Consider the following 16,874-nt stretch of genomic DNA (forward strand, 5'->3'; position numbering starts at 1 on the left):
AATCGGCCGGTCCGCTGCGCTGGTTGAAGGCTGCGCTGACCGGCCTCTTGCCAACCCCACCAACCCCAGTTCAGATCACCAAAGGACTCTCGTTATGGCTGGATGAGAAACGGGGGTCACGTCACTAGCAGCACGAACCCGCCAGCGATTACGATAAGGATTATGACGACTGCTTTCAAAATCATCGTGTCACTCTCCAAGTCCGAGGAGGATGGAAGACGATTAGAGGATGCGCCCAACGCTGCCGTTCGTCGTTCGGACATCAATTGTGAGCCAAGGGTGGAAATCAATTCTGACCCAGATTCGGAAAACAATCGAAACGGCGGTCAATTGTGAAACGCCACACGATTGGGGCAATAGGCTACACATATTAGATCAACGCCTAAGATATATTATGCGCAATGTTATCAGTCTCGCTTTTTGGTTTGAGTGTCAACGTTCCAGGTTTTCGAGACTCCGGCCATTTCCTGCGTCTTGGTTCGAGATTAGTTGGATTCCGGTTCCACATTCGTCAGACGCACGCTGTAGGCCGCTTGGGCACTCGCGCTGTCCAGCACATGGCTGACGGCTGTGAATACCAGTTCGTTCGGCGTCACAAGCCGATCAAGCGCGGCATCGCGAACTGTGAAGGCGAACCGAACGGGACGTTGACGCTTACATACAAAGCGTCATTAACAGATGAAGATACGCCGCCACATTCTCGAAGATGAACATATTGCTTCGTGCATAGCCATGTCAGACAATTGGCCACGCGGCATGGGTCTTCCTTTCATGCGGCCGCCCGAGTATGGCAGCCCAGTGTCTATGTCATCCTCCAAGCATTGGTCGCTGAACCGATCGCTGGCGTTCCTCGCCGCGACGTTCGCCATTATGTTCGGGACTCTGCTGCCTTCGGCAGTGGCGGCTTCTGCGGCGACGGGGTCGCCGGTGGTGCTATGTTCGGGCGACCAGATCATGGTGGTCTATGACGCCGACGGGAAGCCTCGACCCCAAAAGCCCTCGCCAATGGATAGCCTGAAATGCGCCTCGTGCGTATTGGCAAGCTTCACCACCCTGCGGCCTCCACCGCCGCCGATCCATCCAGTGACGCCGCCGCGTATCGTCGCGGTACAGCCGATCGTCATCGCCTCGATCCCGCCGCCGCCTCTGGTGCGGACGGGGCTTCGCCCGCCGCCCACGGCTCCACCTCCCGCCTGAACAGATCGACGCCTGCGCGATGACGCCCCCGTCGGTGCGCGCCCTTCCCTGTTCAGGACAATCCACACATGTCTCTCAAGACTACTGCGGCGCCCTCTGCGCTGCTGATCGCGGCGTTCGCTATGCGTCCTGTCGATCATCTGGCCGGTGATCCGGTGAAAGCGTTGCCTTGAAGCAGTGTCGGTGCTCCGCGCGAACTTCATCCGTTGAGACTGCATGCCCCTTGCCCTGTTGACGATCAGCCGGGCGGCCGTCCTCCTCTCGGCTGCCTCAGCCTGATTGCCATCCTAGTCGGGGCCTATTGGCCGCCGACCTGAGCCCCCCTCCTCCTGCTTTCATGACCGACAACCCGGAGATTCCGATGAAACACTTGATCCTTCCGACCCTCGTTCTGGCCCTCGCCGGCTGCGGCCAGGCTCCCGAGCCCGATGCGCAGGCGACGGTTTCGATCACCGACGCGACCTGTCGTCCCACACCCAACGGGCTTGATGTGACCGGCTGCTATGTGACGCTGACCGCCAGCCACGACGACCGGCTGGTCTCGATCTCCGCCCCCCAGGCCGGCATGGCTCAGGTCCACGAGATGAAGATCGAGGACAATGTGATGAAGATGGCCGAACTGAAGGACGGTCTGGCGCTGCCGGCTGGCGAGGCCGTCTCCCTGTCGCCGGGCGGAAACCATATGATGCTGATGGGCCTCAAACAGCCCCTCGTCGCGGGCGAGCAGGTGTCGATCACGCTCAACTTCGAACACGCTCAACCCATGGGCATCCGCGCCCTCGTCGCCCAGCCTGCGGTCGACGGCGACCACGCCAGCCCGCACTGAAGTCGGCTTAGGGGTGCGGAACTTCAGACGACAGGACGGACCCGGCTTCGCATTCGCGTTGTGCGCCCTGCTGTTCGCTCTGACGTTCCGTGCCCTCGTGCCAGCAGGCTTCATGCTGGAGGCCCGCCCGTCCTGATGATCTGAGCCCCGCCGGCCGCCTCGTGCGCCGGCCTGTCCGGTCATTCGAGGAGGCCCCCGTGCCCAATCCATCATCACGCGGTCCGCGGGAGACCGCCGCACAACGCCTGATCAAGACCGTGCGGACCGGACAGACCAATGCCCCTGTGGTCATCGCCGTCACGTCCTCGCCCAGACCCGCCCCAGCCTCCTCGCATCCCCTTCACGGACGTTTCATGACCTTCAAGACCTTCCTTCTCGCCGGCGCCGTGATGGTTTCGGCTTCGCCCGCCCTGGCGCAGACCGCCCGCGCCGATCAGGACGCCGCCAGCTGGATCGACGAGGTCGTCGTCACCGGCGCCCGTCAGGGCTATGCGGCCGCCGGATCCACCTCGGCCACGCGCACCGACACGCCCCTGATCCATGTGCCGCAATCGGTCCAGGTCATCACCCGCTCCCTGATCGAGGAGCAGGACGCCCGCACCCTGGCCGACGCCCTGGTCAACGTCTCCGGCGTCAGGGCGACCCGGCAGGAGGAGGCGCTTCTGGTGACACCGATCATCCGCGGCTTCCCCTCCGAAATCTATCTGGATGGCCTTCCCGTCCACACAGGCCCTAACGCCGCCAACGAGCCGACCAGCCTGTTGGGGGTTGACCGGATCGAGGTGCTTAAGGGGCCGACCGCTACCCTCTACGGCGGCGGACTGGGCACGCCGCTGGGCGGACTGATCAATGTGCAGTCCACCCGCCCCACGGCAGAGGCGGAGGCGACGGTGGCGGTGCGCGGCGGCAGCTTCTCGACCTGGGGCGCCGCCATCGATCTGAACCAGCCGTTCGGCGACCGCGTCGCCGGTCGGATCACAGCCGAATACCAGACCAACGAAAGCTGGATCGACCTGGTCGAGGGCGAGCGGATCGCCATCCAGCCCAGCCTTTCGGTCCAGTTGACGGGCCAGACAGAGCTGCTGCTCCAGGGCCAGTACAACAAGCGCGATATGCTCGAGTATTCCGGCATTCCCGCCGAGCAGGCGATGGCCGGCGAGATCGACCGCAACGCCTTCGCCGGCGCGCCGGTCGGCCAACCGCGCACCGAGATCGAGAACACGTCCGCGACGGCGACCCTTCGACATGCCTTCAGCGACGACATGCGTCTGGCCGTCACCGGCCGCTATTACGAAAGCGAGATCCCTCAGTACGGCAGCTTCATCATGCCGGCGTTCTCGCCCCCCGATCCGGCGACGCCGACGGTCTATCCCATCCTGACCATGAACATGATGAGCGGCTCGGAAGAGGCGACCTTCGACGCCAACCTCTGGCGTCGGGTCGAAGCCCTGGGCGGGCGCCACGAACTTCTGATTGGGGCCAGCTACGACCACACCGACTTCTACTCCAACATGGGTTTCAGCGGTCTGTCGGTCGGCGATCAGGGTCTTGCCGACCCAGCCTATGATCTGCCGTTCGGAGATCCGCAGCCGCTGATCCTGACCCAGACCGACCGCTACCAGACCCTGGCCGTCTATGCGCAGGATCAGGCCACCTATGGCCGGCTACATCTGCTGGGGGCCGTGCGCTACACCCGTCTGAAGTTCCGGGAGTTGGAACAAGGCACGGACCAGACCTATGAACGCTGGTCGCCGCGCGTCGGCGCGACCTTCGATCTGGTTGACGGCGTCGCCCTTTACGCCGGCTACGCCGAGGGCTTTCGCGCCCCATTCGGCTTCATCGGCATGACGACGCCGGAGCCCGAGGAGTCCCGCAACGTCGAAGGCGGACTGAAGCTGGCGCTGAGCGACCTCGGCGTGTCCGGCACCTTAGCCCTGTTCGAACAGACAAGGGATAATATCGCGACCCCTGATCCCGCCAATCCTTTCATGTCGGTCCAGACCGGCGAGCAACGGGCGCGCGGTTTCGAAACCGACCTGGTGTGGGAGCCGAGCCCTGCGGTGTCGGTTCTGTTCAACTACGCCTGGACCGACGCGGAGGTGACCCATGACAACACCACGCCGATCGGCGACACGCTGGCGCGCATCCCCGAGCACAGCGGTCGGATCGCGGCCCGCTACCGCTTCCTGAACGGTCCCGCCAAAGGACTGTCGCTCGGCGCCGGCGTTACCGCGTTCAGCGAGCGTCAGGTCACCCTGCCCAACACCATCACGGTGCCGGGCTACGCGACCATCGACGCCCAGGCAGCCTATGACTTCGATCGGTTCTCGATCGCGGTCTCCGCCGTCAATCTGGGCGGTCGCGACGCTTTCGACCCCTATCAGTATTTCGGCTTCCCGGTCGTCATGCCGACCCAACCGCGCTCGGCCTTCGTCACGTTGAAGGCGCGGTTCTGACCCTGCCGCCCACATCCCTGCGGCGCGCCTGCCAGCCGGACGACCGGCGCAAAGCGTCGCAGGCCTGGGCGTTCGTCTCTGCCAAAACGTTCACGCGTGACCCTTCAGGAGATTGCTCATGATCAGACCCCTCATCCTTACCTCCGCCCTGGCGCTCGCGACGCTCGCCGCCAGCCCTGTTCTGGCGCAGACAGCGCCCGCGCCTTCGACGCAAGGCCAGGCGCCGGCCGCCGCCTTCACGCTTCCGGCACTGCCCTACGCCTATGAGGCGCTGGAACCCGCCATCGACGCCGAGACGATGCGCATCCATCACGACCGGCACCACAAGGCCTATGTCGACAATCTGAACGCGGCCGTGACGGCCGACCCCGCACTGGCGGGCGACTCAATCGACGATCTGCTGGGTCGTGTCTCCACCCTGCCGCCGGCGATCCGCAACAACGGTGGCGGCCACTGGAACCACAGCCTGTTCTGGACCCTCCTCGCGCCCGTCGGTCAGGGCGGCGAACCTTCGACCGAACTGTCGGCCGCCATCACGCGAGACTTCGGCTCGATGGAGGCCTTCAAGACGGCCTTCAACCGGGCGGCTACGACCCGCTTCGGGTCCGGCTGGGCCTGGCTGATCGTCAAGGACGGCAAGCTGCAGATCACCTCGACGCCCAACCAGGACAATCCCTTGATGGACGTCGCCGAGGTTCGCGGCGCCCCGGTCCTGGCCGTCGACGTCTGGGAGCACGCCTATTATCTGAAATACCAGAACAAGCGCGCCGACTACCTGACCGCCTGGTGGACCGTCGTGAACTGGAACACGGTCAACGGCCTCTATGCGCAGGCAATGCAATAGCCGCAGTCGTCACTGGGGCGCCTCCCCCTGTCCGAGTAGATACAAGGATGACCCGCAGGTGCCTTCAAAACTAGGCTGTCGGTCATCTCGCGTTCAAGATCTGCTCTTCGTCGGACAGGGACCAGGCGTCGACGGGCTCGCGTCGAACCGAGCGATCGAGAACGTCTTTCGGCACGGCCATTCCCCAGTCGTTCATGGCGTAGAGAAGCGGCTTCAGAGACGCTCCAAACGGCGTCAGCTCATAGACGACGCGGGGCGGAATCTCCGCAAAGACCGTCCTCGTCACCAGCCCGTTGGTTTCGAACTTCCGCAGCCGATTGGTCAGCGTGTGGGCGCTGATCCCCTTCAGCTTCGACCGCAGCACCGAGAAGCGAAGGGGCCCCGCCAGCAGTTCGCGAACGATCAGCGTCGCCCAGGGACCGTCGAGCAACAGAAGGAAGCGCTCCACCCCGCATTCGGGCGATGAACACTGAGGCGAAGGGATTTCAGCCAGCATAGACAATTCGTCCATTGGTGCATTTGACGTAACCGGTGCACCTATAGCACCAGCGTGTTCTGTTTCACCACTCAGGAAGAACCGATGCCCTTCATCATCCATGGCGCGACCGGTGCGCAAGGCGGCCCCCTTTACGCAAGCCTGCGTCGCGCCGGCCTGGACGCCGTCGCCGCTGTTCGCGATGTCGCCAAGTTCCCGGACGACACGGCGGTCTCCATCGACAATGACTCTGTCGACTCGCTGATTTCGGCCTATCGCGGCGCGGACGGCGTCTTCATCCACCTGCCCCAGACCTCCGAGGCAGGCCGTCTTCAGCACGCCAGGAACATCGTTCAGGCCATCGAGACGGCCAAGCCCAAACGCATAATCATCTCCACCAACGGCGCGATCGTCGATCAGCCGGGATCGGCGCTGCAATCGTCGGACGACAGCGCCATCATGGTGTTGATCCGCGGCGTTCAGGACAGCGGCGTCTCGCATGCCGTGGTCGCCCCGCGTCTCTATCTGGAAAACCTGCTTCTTCCGATGGTCTTCGGCCCGGCCCAAAGCGAGGGCGTGCTGCAGTATCCCGTGGCCGCAGACTATGCGGTGTCGTGGAGCTCGCACCTCGACGTCGCCGAGGCCGCGCACAAGTTGCTGGTCGATCCTACCGTCTCCGGCGTCGTCGGGATCGGGCATCAGCCGGGATTGGTGAGCGCGGATCTCGCCGAGGGTTTCTCGCAGCAGTTCGGCCGCGACATCCGTTATGAGGCGCTGCTGCCAGAGGCGTTCGGCGACCTTATCGAACCCATGATCGGCCCGGCGACCGCCAGTGTCGTGGGCCTCTACAAGGCGCTCGCCTATGCGCCCGACAATGTGATCCGCCAGGAAACCAGCGCCCAGGAAGTGCTGGGGCTCCATCCCATGAGCGTGCAGCAATGGCTGAACGCCATGCAGGACTGATCCACCGCTCTGCGGCAGGCCTGTCGAAGACTGCCCGAGGCAGACCTCGACAGGCTGTCGATCCTCCAATCCGTGTCGCGCCCATGATCGCAGCGACGTCGCTTTAAAGCTGGAGCTGCATTCATGACCCGCCCCTCTCTCGTTCTATTTGCAGGCGGCGTTATCGCCATCGCTCTTGTGATTGCGATCGCGACAGGGGTCATTCTGGCTGGACGCTCCTCGTCGACGTCCGGTGAAACGAGCGCCGCAGGAACGCCTCTGATCGGCGGCGACTTCAACCTGGTGAACCAGGACGGTCAGCCGGTCGATCAGACGATGCTGAACGGCAAATGGAGCTTGGTCTTCTTCGGCTTCACCTTCTGCCCCGAGTTCTGCCCGACGACCCTGGCCGAGCTGGCGGTCGTTCAGCAGCGTCTGGGTAAGGACGCCGACCGTTTCCAGATCATCTTCGTCAGCATCGATCCCGAACGCGACACGCCTCAGGCCCTGAAGGATTACCTGTCGTCCGACGGCTTCCCCAAGGGGACGATCGGTCTTTCGGGAACGGCGGAACAGACCGCCCAGGCGGCCAAGGCTTATCGCGCCTACTATGCCAAGGTGGGCAGCGGCGACAGCTACACCATGGACCACTCGCTGACTGTCTACCTGATGGGGCCGGACGGCAAGTTCAGGACGGCTCTCACCTACGGCCTGGGTCCGGACAAGTCGGTCCAACTCATACAGGACGCCCTCGCCAAGGGCTGATCCGCTTGTCGCAGGCCCACGGACGGTGGCTGTCGCGCCGTCCTTCGCCGCGGCTGTGCGTTGATGCGATCTGCGGCGGATTTTCTCGTCCGTAACGATGCACGCTTCCATGGTCCAGGCTTTAGCGCCCTATCCGGCGCTCCGAGCACCGCCCTGGGACATTCCGCCCAAGGACAGATCGTCCAAGGACCGATCGCCCAATTGAGATCGCAGCCATGGCCAGACAAGTGTCGTCAGCAGTCAGATGCCGCTTTTTATCCGTCCGATGGACTGATGACGGCGCTTCGACAAGACGCGCCCTGTTCATCAGCGCATTTCAGTCAGGATCTTTCTCTTGGACGTAGACGCTCTTCTTCTTGCGCGCATGCAGTTTGCGTTCACCATCGCCTTCCACATCGTCTTTCCCGCCTTCTCCATCGGCCTCGCCAGCTATCTGGCGGTGCTTGAGGCGCTCTGGCTGAAGACCGGGCGGGATCTGTACCTCAACCTGTTCAACTACTGGCTCAAGATCTTCGCCATCGCCTTCGGCATGGGCGTCGTGTCGGGCCTGGTGATGTCCTATCAGTTCGGGACCAACTGGTCGGTGTTCTCGGACAAGGCTGGCCCGGTCATCGGGCCCTTGATGGCCTATGAGGTGCTGAGCGCCTTCTTCCTCGAAGCCGGATTTCTGGGCGTCATGCTGTTCGGCCTGAAGCGGGTCGGCAAGAAGCTGCACTTCATGGCGACCCTGATGGTGGCGATCGGCACCTTCGCCTCGGCCTTCTGGATCCTGTCAGTCAACAGCTGGATGCAGACGCCGCAGGGCCACGCCATCAACGACGTCGGACAGTTCATTCCGATCGACTGGTTCAAGATCGTCTTCAACCCCTCCTTCCCCTACCGCCTCGCACACATGCTGATGGCCGCCTATCTGACGACCGGCCTGGTGGTCGGCGCGGTCGGGGCCTGGCACTTGCTGAAGGACCGGACCAACAAGGGCGCGCGCAAGATGTTCGCCATGGCCATGGGAATGATCCTGATCGCCGCGCCGGTGCAGATCGTCATCGGCGACATGCACGGCCTGAACACGCTGGAACATCAGCCCGTCAAGGTGATGGCCATGGAGGGCCATTTCAAAAGCCACCCGGACGGCGCGCCCCTGATCCTCTTCGGCATTCCTGACCGCGGGGCGGCGACCGTTCACGGCGCGGTCGAGATCCCCAAGCTGTCGTCCCTGATCCTGAAGCACGATCTCAACGCGCCGCTAGCGGGGCTGGACACCATCGATCGCGCCGACTGGCCGCCGGTCGAGATCGTCTTCTGGTCCTTCCGCATCATGGTCGGCCTGGGCATGGCCATGCTGCTGCTGGGTGTCTGGGGCCTGTACGCCCGTGTGCGCAAGCGGCTGTATGACGCCCCCTGGCTGTACCGTTTCGCCCTCGTCATGGGGCCGATGGGCTTCGTCGCCGTCCTGAGCGGCTGGGTCACCACCGAGGTCGGGCGTCAGCCCTGGACCATCTATGGCCTGCTGCGAACGGCCGACAGTGCGGCGCCGCTCGCCGCCCCTGCGGTCGCCACATCGCTGGCCGCGTTTGCGGTCGTCTATTTCGCGGTGTTCGGCGCCGGCGTCTTCTACATCCTGCGCCTGATGAGCCATGCGCCCCATCGCGGCGAGCCGGGCGTGGCCGAGACGCCCATCCGCACCGCCGGGATCACCCCCGCGCCGGGCATCGATATGGACCGGCCCATCCCGACGATCGAGGAGAGCGACCATGACCGTTGATCTGACACTCGTCTGGGCCGCGCTTCTGGCCTTTGCGATCTTCGCCTATATCGTCATGGACGGGTTCGATCTCGGGGTCGGCATCCTGTTTCCTACCCTGAAGGCCGGCGAGCAGCGTGATCGGGCGATGAACTCGATCGCGCCGGTGTGGGACGGCAACGAGACCTGGTTGATCCTGGGCGGGGGCGGTCTGTTCGCGGCCTTTCCACTGGCTTATGCCGTCCTGATGCCGGCGGTCTATACGCCGATCATCGTCATGCTGCTGGGCCTGGTGTTTCGGGGCGTCGCCTTCGAGTATCGCTGGCGCACGGTGCGGGCCAAGCCGATCTGGGACATCGCCTTCTTCGGCGGGTCGCTGATGGCCGCCTTTTCCCAAGGTGTGATTCTGGGCGCGATCCTCCAGGGGGTCGAGGTCTCGGGCCGCGCCTATGGCGGCGGCTGGTGGGATTGGCTCAGTCCGTTCAGCCTTCTGACGGGCTGCGCCGTCGTGACGGGCTACACCCTGCTCGGCGCCACCTGGTTGAACATGAAGACGGAAGGACCGCTACAGGACCATGCCCGCAGTCAGGCCTGGAAGCTGGGTCCGGCGACGCTGATCATGATCGGGGCCGTCAGCCTGGCGACACCCTTCCTGGATGGAGAATACGCCAGACGCTGGTTCGACTGGCCCGGTGTGCTGCTGACCGCCCAGGTTCCGCTGATGGTGCTGGTGCTGGCGGCCGGCTTCTTCCTGGCCATGAGCAAACGACGCGAAGTCTGGCCCTTCGTGATCTCTCTAGGTCTGTTCGCCGTCACCTTTGCAGGTCTGGGCGTCAGCATCTATCCCTACGCCGTGCCGGACCAGATCACCCTGTGGGATGCGGCGGCCCCCGCCTCCAGTCAGTCGTTCATGCTGGTCGGCGCCCTGATCCTCATCCCCATCATTCTGGCCTACACCGCCTATGCCTACTGGGTGTTTCGCGGCAAGGTCGGCGACGAAGGCTATCACTGATGCGCGCCCCCTTTCGCCAGACGCTGTGGTTCCTGGGCCTGTGGATCTTCGGGGTCTGCGTCCTCGGGGTCGCGGCCTACATCCTTCGAAGCGTGCTCAAGCTCGCCACGGGCTAATTAAGGCCGCGACATACCGACGCGGTCACGGTGTTGATGCAGTTCGCCGCTAGACCTTGATGCGGCGGGGAAACTTCCCGCGCCTCATCATTTATCAGGGTATCAATATGCGCGTCTTGGCCGGTCTAGCGATCGTTGTCGGCATTACATCCGGAGCGGCGTGGCAAACGCCAGCGATGGCTCAATCCGCCCCTCGTCCGTGCGTCAACGAGTCCCTTCAGATCAATATTCGCGCCCAGCCCATGCCGGCCGCGCTTCGCGAGCTGTCGCGGCAGACACACTGCCCGATTTCCGGGACAGCCGACGCTCGGGGCCTCACCAGCAACGCCGTGCGCGGAACCTATACGCCGAGTGCGGCTCTGACCGCGCTCGTCGATCGGCGGGGGCTGAGAACGCGTTCCGTGCGACAAGGTCTGTCGGTCGAGCGTCTGGCGCGGACGAGACCGGCGCCGACGCCGGAACCGATCCAATTCGACTGCCAGAACGATTCCATCGCGCTCCGCATCCCGTCCATGCCGCTCGAAGCGGCGCTGAACGCCCTGTCGGAAGCGACCAAGTGCCCGATCTCGCGGTCGTTCCAGGTGGATGGCCTGCGCTCGCGCGCGATCAACGACACCTACACTCCGTCCGAAGGATTGCAGGCTCTGTTGGCCGGGACAGGTCTCCAGTCACAAGCGATCCGCCAGGGCCTCGAAGTTCTCCCGGCGCGTTGACCCAAAAACACCGGGCGGAGCCTCGTTCCGCCCGGTGGTGCGTCTGTATTTGGGCCTCAGATCGCCAGCGCGATTACAGCGCCACCCACTCGCCGTCGCCGGGGATATCCAGCTTCGAGGCGAAGCCTTCCCGTTCGGCGAAGACCTTCAGATCGGCGCGGCTGAGGATACAGTGGTTCACCGCCTCCATATGGGTCGCGATCAGTCGCGCCTGAGGCGCCGCCTTGCTCACCGTGAGAATTTCCTGCGGGCCCATCAGGATCGGTCCCAGATCGATGTTCTGGGCATAGCCGGCATTCAGGATGATGATGTCGGGTCGATGCTGGGTGATCGCCCCAGAGACCTCATCGTTCCAGACGGTGTCGCCGGCCAGATAGACGGTCTTGTGGCCCGGCTTGCTCAACACCACCCCACAGACAGGATCCAGGATCGGGATGGCCTTCAGGATCTCGTCTCGGCCGTGATGGCCGCCCGTTCGTGCAAGGGACACGCCCCTGAACTGGGTTGACGCGTCCAGGACGCGCACCTCCGTAAAGCCCTGGCCTCGGATCTTCTCGGCGTCGGTTTCGTTCTGCGCAAAGATCGGCATCGCCTTGGGCAGGGCGCGCTGAGCCGCCTCGTCCCAGTGATCCAGATGGGTGTGGGTCACGATCACCGCATCCACATCCATCACGGCCGACGCCGGCATCGGCAGGGGCACAAGCGGATTGCGCAGATGGCTCATCGCGGACCCCGGGAAACCCGGATAGGCGCCCTGATCCGCCAGCATCGGATCGATCAGGAACCGAACGCCCGCATAGTTGATCTGAACAGTCGCATTGCGGACCTGAAGCATGCGATCGCCGGCCGGTTGCGCCTGGGCCACCGCGCTGGAAACGGCGCCGGGGGCGGCAAGAACCGCCGCGACACCCGCGCCCACGCCCAGCATCCCTCGGCGCGACAACCCCATACCGAAGCCAGCCGAACTCATTTCGAAGCCCCTTCCAGAACTTCCGACGTCGAGACGATGCGGCCATAGGCGAAGGCGAGCGCAGCCATGAAGGCGGTATGCACCTGGTCGGCCGGCACATCGCGACCGTCGAACGACAACCCCATGGTGGCGCAGGCATCATGCGCGACGGTCACCCCATAGCCGAAGTCGAACGCGGCGCGGGCCGTGGCGTCGATGCACATGTGGCTCATGGCGCCGACGATGACGACCTCGGTGATCCCGGCGTCGTCGAGGCGACGCTTCAGCTCGGTGTCCCGGAAGGAATTGGGATAATGTTTGACCAGAACCGCCTCTTCGCCCTGAGGCGCAGCTTCGGCGATGATGTCGACCGCAGGCGTCCCCGGAGCGAACGGGACATCGGCAGGGCCGCCCGGCGTTTCGTGACGGATATGGATGATCAGGCCGCCATTGGCGCGCGCCGCGTCCAGAAGACGACGGGCATTGGCGACGGCGTCTTCGAGACCCGACAGCGGCAACTTGCCTTGCGATTGATATTCCTGCTGCAGGTCGACGACGATTAGAGCACGGTTGGCCATGGGAATGTTCCTCTGAGTGTGCGTGACCTATACACCCCTCGATCCGCCAGGTTCAGTGGCGGGATCGTCATAAGACGGGTCGAAAACGACATGACGCACATCGCCATTCTCACCTACCCGGAGGCACAGCTCGCGGCCGTCCTCGGCATGACCGACCTGCTCGCCGCCACCAACACCGCGACGATGCTGAACCTTGCCGAGCCGCCCCTGATCGTCAGCCATTGGCGAAAGACGCCATCCGGGATGCAGGTGGCTCAGGTCTTTTCGACGGGGACTGCAAGCCCCATCCCGACCGTCTGCATCATGCCGCCCTCGCTCCAGGGACCACCCGCGCCTGACCCCGCCACGACAAAATGGCTCCAGACCCTTCACCGTCAGGGCTGCGTGATGGCGTCCGTCTGCACCGGCGCCTTCGTCTTGGGCGCCGCCGGCCTGCTGGACGGCCATACCGTCACCACCCACTGGACTTACGAAGCGCGGTTGCGAAAGGCGTTTCCGCTCGCCCATATCGATGCGGACCGGCTCATCATCGATGAGGGCGACGTGGTCACGGCCGGCGGCGTGATGTCCTGGACCGATCTCGCCCTCACCCTGATCGAGCGTTATCGAGGCCGCGCCGTTATGAGCGAGGTCGCTCGCAGTTTTCTGCTGGACCCGCCGGGGCGGCGGCAGAGCTATTACAGCAGTTTTGCGCCCGCCCTCGATTACGGCGACGACGCCATACGCCAGGCGCAGGTCGTTCTGGCCGAACGCATGAAGGAGGAGATCAGCCTGGCCGAACTGGCGTCCGCTGCGGGCCTGGAACAACGTACCTTTCTGAGACGCTTCACAAAGGCGACCGGCCTCACAGCGACGGCCTATCGGCAACGCCTGAGGATTTCCCGCGCCCAGGACTTGCTTCGCAACACCAATCTGAAGACAGAACGCATCGGTTGGGACGTCGGCTACGCCGACCCCAGCGCCTTCCGAAAGGTCTTCCAGACCATCGTCGGCCTATCCGCCACGGAATACCGAAAACGCTTCGCAAGCGATATTCAGAAAGAGAATCCCAATTAGGGTGGCTTGAGTTGCACTTTTGCCAAGAAGCGCCGCGAATGACACTTGGGGACGTGGCAGCCCAAGTTCTTAGTCGACCATCATCCCTCCTATAGGGCCGAAACCGGCTCCAGACCGAAGCTCTAGCTTCGGAAGGCGTCCCTGCGCTCGCGCATCTTGCACAAAATTCGGCCCACGAAGGAACCGAGTGCAAGATTTTGACAAATCAAGGTATTTTATCATCGCTGAGGCGATTCGAGGAGCGTGACGGACGACTGACTGCCGGATGCCGTGGTCGCACGCGCCCTCGAAGTGATCGCCAGCCTACAATCCGCTGCTCTGATCAAGGCGAGCAGCGCCAATCTCGCGGCCGTCAGGGTCGCGGCGGCCCAGACGCTCCATATCCTTCCGCACGGCGCGCGCGACAATCTAATCATGCTTGTTGACGACGAGGCTCCCAAGGTCCGACTGGCCGCGATCCTTGCGCTAGAGGCACTGGGCGAGACCGTGGCGCTCGACGCGGTGGAATCCATTCTCGCGCGCAGGCCGCGTCACCCATCGTTCTTTGGGGCCCCGGCGTGAAGGGCCAGGAGGAATATGTGGCCTACAATGCAAGCACCTGCCTTACTGGTCGGCGGAGGCGCCCGGCGCTCTGATCGACGATGACGAGACGGATGCCGACATCCTGGCGGCCTATTGCGAAGTGACATAGGGGCGGACCGTTCTGCGGCAAATCCTGGATCGCACGCCGTTCCGAAGCACCTTGTCGAGCGGCTCGGCAGTTGGCGGACGGCGGAAGTGAACCTATCGACGCTGCTTTCCTGCGCAACAGATCAACTGGCTGCGGCACGACATCCGATCGATCTGGAGCGGATCCGGTCCGTGATGACAGGATCGCCGATCCGGTTAAACGAACTACTCGGCTGATGCTCTCGGGCATCTGTGCCGTGTTCGCTCTCCACTCCTACGGATCGTGCTGGATATTTCGTTCACAAGGAAATGCCGAGGAGACATGTGGATGGAAGATCGTTCGTCTTCCCTCTTCGCTTCTGGCGTTTATCCAAAACCGATATACGTCTCAGATTCTTGTATCTACCCACCTCCCTGACAACCCGAGCGCCTTGCTGCTTTGCAACAGCGGCTTCGCCCAGAACGCAACAGCTATCTCTCTTAAATTGTGATATTGCTATATCTATTCAGGCCCCTACACCGGCAACAGCTCCCGGACCTGTTCAGTCTCCGAAGAGGGCGCATGTTCCAGACTGTGCAGCCGGATCACACAGCGCCGGGGCTTAGCGCGGGCTACCCCACCAATTTCAAGGGGCTTGGTGCAAATCAGCCCATCCCAGCTTCGGCAGCCAGTTTTAGTAGCTCGGCCAGGCTCTTTACGCTGAGCGTATCCATCAACTGGGCACGATAGGTTTCGACGGTGCGCGGGCTGAGATTCAGGTCTCTGGCGATCGACTTGTTCGAGCCGCCTGTCATGAGGCCCTTCAGCACATCGCGTTGGCGATGTCCCAAAGCGTCGAACCGTCGCCGCGCCTCCACGAGGGGCGCCTGTTTTGATGCGTAGGCAGGGTCTGGCGACGACGCCAAAGCCGCCGACATGATCGCTGTGGGCGAAGCTCCGAAATCCAGAACATTGGCCGCGCCGAGCCGCGTCAACTTCACGGCGTCGCCCAACTGCGTCGAAGGCCCGCCAATGACAAGCCACGGCAGGCGATCTTTTGTCAGCTTCAGAATGGCGGCGCTCTGCGTCGAATCCGCAATCATCGCTGCGTCCGCAATCACGACTACGCCTGGCATCAAGGCGTCCGCCGCCTCGGCGAACTGAGCCACGTCGGTGAAGCCTCGGACCTTCACCTGCCCCCGCGCCGCCTCCTGCATCAGGCCGGCACTGGCTTGGTACGCAAAGCCGACAAGATAGATGTGCGGGTCGAAACGATGCGTCACATCGACGATAAAGCCGCCCAGCCGGCGTATAACGCCATCGAATCCAACGATCGGAAACCCGGCGGCGTGGAACCACCGCAATGCGCCGTCGAGGGTTTGAACGCGGAAATTCCCATGCAGGGTTTCCCCTGACGCCAGCCGATCGAAAGCGCGCGACATCTGCAGTCGATCTTCGATGTAAAGCGTCGACACCCAGTCTTCCCAAGGCGTCGGTTCGGTCGATAACTCCAAAGCCCATGAGGACCGGAAATCGGGATTTAGGCTGACCACCTTCTTGGTGACTACATCGGCCGTCCAGATCAGGGTGGCTTCGGCGCTGGTGACCTCAAAAATCTCCTCATGGCCTCGACCGTCGGTATTGCGACGCCAGTCGTCGATATCGACGGCTGATCCGCACCACCCCGCCAGATCGCCATCATCCGCACGCCAGATGGGCTGAGAGCGCACAAGAGACCAGCGATATTCGCCATCTCCGCCAACCAGGCGGACCTGGGCCTCGAATGTGTGGCGTGCCGCGAGCGCGTCTTCTTTCAACTCTTTGGCTGTGGCCCGGTCGTCGGGATGAATCTGCTCCTGAAATCGAACACCCTCAATGTGGGTCAGACGCCAATGATCTCGCAGCTTCTGGTTCGCCCAAAGCAGCCGACCGTCGGGTTCGCAGCGCCACAACAGCGTGGGAGCCAGATCCGTGACTGCACGCAGGGCGTCTTCCCTGGCTTCTAGCGCTTCCTCCGCGAGACGGCTTCGCGTGGTTTCGTGGACTACGCCCAGGACGCCTCCAACCTCGCCCTCGCTATCCCTCAGCGGTGAATAGGAGAAGGACCACCATGTGTCGGCAAGGACGTTGTTGCGAAGAAGCGGTAGGTGAAAATCCTCGAAATAGGTCGCCTCCCCTCGCATCGCCTGGTGCAGCAGCGGTTCGAGCAGGGAAAGCGTTTCCGGAAACGCGTTTCGGAAAGGCCGCCCGATCAGGGGCCGCGCATCGGCAAGCGCATATTCGAAGGCGTCATTGTGGAAAATATGATGGTCGGTCCCCCACGTTAGAAACATCGGAAAACGAGAACTCAATATGGCGTCGATTGCCGCCGTCAAAGCGGGATCCCATGACCACAGCGCTCCCAGTGGCGTTTCTTGCCACGGCAGTTTTCGGATGATGTCAGCGCATGGGCCGGTCGATCGAATCTCGCGCTCAGGCCGTTCGGACGGCCAAGAACCGGGATCCATTGTATAACCGGCCTTCTGCATCTCGCCTCCGGGTGGATTGAGATTCAT

15 protein-coding genes are annotated in these 16,874 nt (G+C 63.2%); 11 read left to right on the forward strand and 4 right to left on the reverse strand.

Annotated elements, in window-relative coordinates:
- The first annotated feature begins 804 nt into the window (after positions 1-804).
- The 4 genes from WC597_RS12675 (at position 805) to WC597_RS12690 (ending at position 5,323) form a co-directional block, all read left to right on the forward strand.
- Positions 805-1,197 (forward strand): DUF2946 family protein, encoded by a 393-nt coding sequence (locus WC597_RS12675; protein WP_372693892.1) that lies wholly within the window; start codon positions 805-807, stop codon positions 1,195-1,197.
- A 361-nt stretch (positions 1,198-1,558) separates the two neighbouring features.
- On the forward strand, positions 1,559-2,023 hold the full coding sequence (locus WC597_RS12680) for a copper chaperone PCu(A)C (protein WP_372693679.1): 465 nt from the start codon (positions 1,559-1,561) through the stop codon (positions 2,021-2,023).
- Positions 2,024-2,376: 353 nt separating this feature from the next.
- Positions 2,377-4,479, forward strand: a complete 2,103-nt coding sequence (locus tag WC597_RS12685; protein WP_372693681.1) for a TonB-dependent siderophore receptor — start codon at positions 2,377-2,379, stop codon at positions 4,477-4,479.
- Positions 4,480-4,597: 118 nt separating this feature from the next.
- Positions 4,598-5,323 carry a superoxide dismutase gene (locus WC597_RS12690; RefSeq protein WP_372693683.1) on the forward strand — a complete coding sequence of 242 codons (726 nt, stop codon included), beginning with the start codon at positions 4,598-4,600 and terminating at the stop codon, positions 5,321-5,323.
- A gap of 82 nt (positions 5,324-5,405) precedes the next feature.
- Here WC597_RS12690 and WC597_RS12695 read toward each other — a convergent pair whose 3' ends face one another.
- Positions 5,406-5,939: a winged helix-turn-helix transcriptional regulator gene (locus tag WC597_RS12695; protein WP_372693685.1), complete on the reverse strand. Its 534-nt coding sequence runs from the start codon at positions 5,937-5,939 to the stop codon at positions 5,406-5,408.
- On the opposite strand from WC597_RS12695, the gene WC597_RS12700 reads away from it, so the two are divergent.
- The 5 genes from WC597_RS12700 (at position 5,904) to WC597_RS12720 (ending at position 11,087) form a co-directional block, all read left to right on the forward strand.
- Positions 5,904-6,761, forward strand: a complete 858-nt coding sequence (locus WC597_RS12700; RefSeq protein ID WP_372693687.1) for an NmrA family NAD(P)-binding protein — start codon at positions 5,904-5,906, stop codon at positions 6,759-6,761. The genes WC597_RS12695 and WC597_RS12700 overlap by 36 nt on opposite strands.
- A gap of 123 nt (positions 6,762-6,884) precedes the next feature.
- Complete coding sequence (locus WC597_RS12705) at positions 6,885-7,505, forward strand: SCO family protein (protein ID WP_372693689.1); 621 nt, start codon at positions 6,885-6,887, stop codon at positions 7,503-7,505.
- A gap of 334 nt (positions 7,506-7,839) precedes the next feature.
- Positions 7,840-9,267, forward strand: a complete 1,428-nt coding sequence (locus WC597_RS12710; RefSeq protein WP_372693691.1) for a cytochrome ubiquinol oxidase subunit I — start codon at positions 7,840-7,842, stop codon at positions 9,265-9,267.
- A complete protein-coding gene (cydB, locus tag WC597_RS12715) occupies positions 9,257-10,258 on the forward strand; it encodes a cytochrome d ubiquinol oxidase subunit II (protein ID WP_372693693.1) in 1,002 nt (333 codons plus the stop codon). Before WC597_RS12710 ends, cydB begins: the two co-directional genes overlap by 11 nt.
- Before the next feature lie 175 nt (positions 10,259-10,433).
- A complete protein-coding gene (locus tag WC597_RS12720) occupies positions 10,434-11,087 on the forward strand; it encodes an STN domain-containing protein (protein ID WP_372693695.1) in 654 nt (217 codons plus the stop codon).
- A gap of 73 nt (positions 11,088-11,160) precedes the next feature.
- On the opposite strand, the gene WC597_RS12725 is transcribed toward WC597_RS12720, so the two are convergent.
- Complete coding sequence (locus tag WC597_RS12725) at positions 11,161-12,057, reverse strand: MBL fold metallo-hydrolase (protein ID WP_372693697.1); 897 nt, start codon at positions 12,055-12,057, stop codon at positions 11,161-11,163.
- On the reverse strand, positions 12,054-12,614 hold the full coding sequence (locus WC597_RS12730) for a cysteine hydrolase family protein (protein ID WP_372693699.1): 561 nt from the start codon (positions 12,612-12,614) through the stop codon (positions 12,054-12,056). Before WC597_RS12730 ends, WC597_RS12725 begins: the two co-directional genes overlap by 4 nt.
- A 90-nt stretch (positions 12,615-12,704) precedes the next feature.
- Here WC597_RS12730 and WC597_RS12735 point away from each other — a divergent pair, with 90 nt between their 5' ends.
- Both WC597_RS12735 and WC597_RS12740 read left to right on the forward strand, forming a co-directional pair.
- Positions 12,705-13,670, forward strand: coding sequence for a GlxA family transcriptional regulator (locus WC597_RS12735; RefSeq protein WP_372693701.1), 966 nt, complete (start codon positions 12,705-12,707; stop codon positions 13,668-13,670).
- A gap of 270 nt (positions 13,671-13,940) precedes the next feature.
- On the forward strand, positions 13,941-14,231 hold the full coding sequence (locus WC597_RS12740; protein ID WP_372693703.1) for a HEAT repeat domain-containing protein: 291 nt from the start codon (positions 13,941-13,943) through the stop codon (positions 14,229-14,231).
- A gap of 753 nt (positions 14,232-14,984) precedes the next feature.
- Here the strand turns inward: WC597_RS12740 and WC597_RS12745 are convergent.
- Positions 14,985-16,847 (reverse strand): PAS domain-containing protein, encoded by a 1,863-nt coding sequence (locus WC597_RS12745; protein WP_372693705.1) that lies wholly within the window; start codon positions 16,845-16,847, stop codon positions 14,985-14,987.
- Positions 16,848-16,874 lie beyond the last annotated feature (27 nt).

It is taken from the genome of Brevundimonas sp. (genome assembly GCF_041648115.1).
Classification (GTDB): domain Bacteria; phylum Pseudomonadota; class Alphaproteobacteria; order Caulobacterales; family Caulobacteraceae; genus Brevundimonas.

Coding starts and splice junctions, on each gene's coding strand:
- WC597_RS12675 (WP_372693892.1), top strand. CDS start 805: ATGTCATCCTCCAAGCATTGGTCGCTGAACCGATCGCTGGCGTTCCTC.
- WC597_RS12680 (WP_372693679.1), top strand. CDS start 1,559: ATGAAACACTTGATCCTTCCGACCCTCGTTCTGGCCCTCGCCGGCTGC.
- WC597_RS12685 (WP_372693681.1), top strand. CDS start 2,377: ATGACCTTCAAGACCTTCCTTCTCGCCGGCGCCGTGATGGTTTCGGCT.
- WC597_RS12690 (WP_372693683.1), top strand. CDS start 4,598: ATGATCAGACCCCTCATCCTTACCTCCGCCCTGGCGCTCGCGACGCTC.
- WC597_RS12700 (WP_372693687.1), top strand. CDS start 5,904: ATGCCCTTCATCATCCATGGCGCGACCGGTGCGCAAGGCGGCCCCCTT.
- WC597_RS12705 (WP_372693689.1), top strand. CDS start 6,885: ATGACCCGCCCCTCTCTCGTTCTATTTGCAGGCGGCGTTATCGCCATC.
- cydB (WP_372693693.1), top strand. CDS start 9,257: ATGACCGTTGATCTGACACTCGTCTGGGCCGCGCTTCTGGCCTTTGCG.
- WC597_RS12720 (WP_372693695.1), top strand. CDS start 10,434: ATGCGGCGGGGAAACTTCCCGCGCCTCATCATTTATCAGGGTATCAAT.
- WC597_RS12725 (WP_372693697.1), bottom strand. CDS start 12,057: ATGAGTTCGGCTGGCTTCGGTATGGGGTTGTCGCGCCGAGGGATGCTG.
- WC597_RS12730 (WP_372693699.1), bottom strand. CDS start 12,614: ATGGCCAACCGTGCTCTAATCGTCGTCGACCTGCAGCAGGAATATCAA.
- WC597_RS12735 (WP_372693701.1), top strand. CDS start 12,705: ATGACGCACATCGCCATTCTCACCTACCCGGAGGCACAGCTCGCGGCC.
- WC597_RS12745 (WP_372693705.1), bottom strand. CDS start 16,847: ATGCAGAAGGCCGGTTATACAATGGATCCCGGTTCTTGGCCGTCCGAA.